The organism is Nocardia panacis, assembly GCF_003598715.1.
Classification (GTDB): Bacteria; Actinomycetota; Actinomycetes; order Mycobacteriales; family Mycobacteriaceae; genus Nocardia; species Nocardia panacis.
Map to the genome: position 1 here is coordinate 1 of NZ_QZFU01000037.1, position 2,918 is coordinate 2,918.

The 2,918-nt window shown below is 62.8% G+C and carries 1 protein-coding gene; it reads left to right on the plus strand.

The features are described 5' to 3' along the window. Positions 1–5 precede the first annotated feature (5 nt). Positions 6–2,918, plus strand: a 2,913-nt coding sequence (locus D5S18_RS27945) for a type I polyketide synthase (protein ID WP_439651180.1), incomplete at its 3' end; no start/stop codon positions are given.

Here is a 2,918-nt window from a genome sequence, read left to right on the forward strand (position 1 = left end):
CCAATATCGGTCACACTCAGGCGGCTGCGGGGGTGGCTGGTGTGATCAAGATGGTGATGGCGATGCGGCATGGGGTGCTGCCGCCGACGTTGCATGCGGATGAGCCGACTCCGCATGTGGATTGGTCGAGTGGTGGATTGCGGTTGTTGACCGAGTCCACTCCGTGGGGCGAGGACGGGCGAACCCGACGAGCAGCGGTGTCCTCGTTCGGTATCAGCGGTACCAACGCACATGTCATTCTCGAACAGGCACCCGCCCTTGAAGGCGCGGACAGCCAGCCGAACGTAGTCCCTGTGAATGCCGTGAATACTCTGGTGCCGCTGTTGATTTCGGCGAAGAACAAGGAAGGGCTCGAGGAGCAGGCACAGCGTTTACGGTCGTTCCTTTCTGATCAGCCGGAGCTCGATCTCGGTGTGGTGGCTTATGCCCTAGCCAACGAGCGGGCGGTGTTCGAGTATCGGGCTGTGGTACTCGGTGCGGATCGGTCGGATTTGCTGGCGGGGTTGGAAACCGTTGCTGCTGGTGGGGATTCGGCGAATGTGGTTCGGGGACAAGCTCGTGGGGGCAAGGTCGCGTTCGTCTTTCCTGGCCAAGGAGCACAGTGGGCTGGGATGGGAGCTGCGTTGCTGGATTTTTCGCCGGTGTTCGCTGAGCAGGTACGGGCGTGCGCGGCCGCGTTGGCTGGCTATGTGGATTGGTCGTTGGAGGATGCGCTGCGTCAGGTTCCAGGTGCGGCGGACCTGGACCGTGTCGATGTGGTGCAACCGCTTTCGTTCGCGGTGATGGTGTCGTTGGCGGCGTTGTGGCGTTCGTACGGGGTGGAACCGTCGATGGTGGTGGGGCATTCGCAGGGGGAGATCGCTGCTGCGTATGTGGCGGGTGCGCTGAGCCTTGAGGATGCCGCCCGGGTGGTGGCGTTGCGTAGCAAAGCATTGCTGGAGGTGTCGGGCCGCGGTGGGATGGTCGCGGTGTCGCTGCCGGTGGAACAACTGGCCGACCGTATTCGGCGGTGGGGTGAGGCGATCTCGATAGCGGCGTTGAACGGGCCTGGCTCGGTGGTGGTTTCCGGTGAGGTGACTGCGCTGGGCGAGCTGTTGGAGTCGTTGGAAGCCGATGGGGTCCATACCCGTGAAATTCCGGTTGACTATGCCTCACATTCGGCGCAGATGGAGACGATCCGTGACACGGTGATCGAGTCTTTGGCTCCGATCCGGCCGCGCTTGTCGGTCGTGCCGTTCTATTCGACGGTGACTGGTGGGTTGTTTGATACCAATGGGCTGACTGCGGAGTATTGGTATCGCAGCCTACGCCAGACGGTGTTATTCCAGGACGCGACTGCTGTTGTGCTGGGCCAAGGTTGTCGAGCGTTGATCGAGGTCAGCTCCCATCCGGTGTTGAAGACTGCGGTACAAGCGACAATCGAGGTCGGCGCGGACGGTGACGCGGCGGCGGTACTGGGTTCGTTGCGTCGTGACGATGGTGGGCTGCATCGGTTTGCTACCTCGTTGGCTGAGGCGTTCACCTGTGGTGTGGGGGTGGATTGGGGCCGATGGTTCGGTCCGGTTCGCCCGGGGCGGGTGGAGCTTCCTGGTTATGCGTTCCAGCATCGCCGGTTTTGGCTCGGGTCTCGTTCGAGTGCCGGGGATGCGGCGTCGGTGGGTTTGTCGCGGGTCGATCATCCGTTCGTGGGTGCGGGCGTGGCTCTCGGGGATGGTCGGGGGTGGTTGTTTACCGGCCGGTTGTCGTTGCAGGTGCATGGGTGGTTGGCTGATCACGCAGTGCTGGGCACAGTGTTGTTTCCTGGGACGGGGTTCCTGGAGTGGGCGTTCGCTGCTGGGGGCAGGGTCGGGGCCGAGGTTGTCGAGGATCTGACTGTCCAGGCACCGCTGGTGTTGGCTGAGCACGGTGCGGTGCAGATGCAGTTGTGCCTGGGTGAGGCCGATGCCCACGGGCGTCGTCCGTTCGATATCTATTCGCGTCCGGAGTCTTCCGGGGGGACTGAGACCGGTCCGTGGACACACCACGCCACCGGGGTCTTGTCCACCAATGAGGTTGGTGGACGGGGGAGTTCGGAATCGCTGGCTCAGGAGCTGTTTGTGGGATCGGCGTGGCCGCCCGCTGGAGCGGTATCGGCGGATATCGACGCACTGTATGAGCGTTTGGCCGGAATCGGGGTGGTCTATGGTCCGGCTTTCCAAGGATTGCGGGCGGCGTGGCGTCGTGGTGAGGAGGTGTTCGCCGAGGTCGAGATCGACCAGGAGCACGCCGAGGAAAGTCGCCGGTTCGGGTTGCATCCGGCATTGTTCGATTCCGCGTTCCACGTGGCGTTGGATGTGTTGGGTGCCGGGGATGAGCCGGGGCGGACACCGCTGCTGTTCTCTTGGTCGAGGGTAACTCTGCATGTACCGGGCGCCACGCGGTTGCGGGTGCGTGTGGTGGGTGTCGGAGCCGATGGCTACCGACTTACCGGGTGGGACGACTCCGGTGAACTGGTGGTCACGGTCGAGACGTTGATTGCTCGCCCGGTCGATACCGCCGCGCTCGCGATCGCTCGCGGTAACCACGAAGACCTCTATCGACTCGGCTGGGAGCAATTGGACCCGCAACAGATTGGCGGACAACAGATCCGGGCCGGTTCTGAGGGCAATGCCTTGCGCGTTGCCGTTATCGAGCAGACGGACCACATCGCGTCCAGCACTAATTTCACTACTAATCTGACTGGTGATTTGGCTAGTGATCTCGCTGCGGACTGTTACGCAGATGTGGGCGAGCTCGTTGATGCTGTGGCCGGGGGGTTGCCGGTGCCGGATGTGGTGGTGGTGCCGTTCACCGGTGCGTTTGCTGATGGCGATGCTGATCTCGCGGATGGTGGGTTGGTGTCGGTGGTGAAGGCGAATACGTATGGGTTGTTGGGTTTG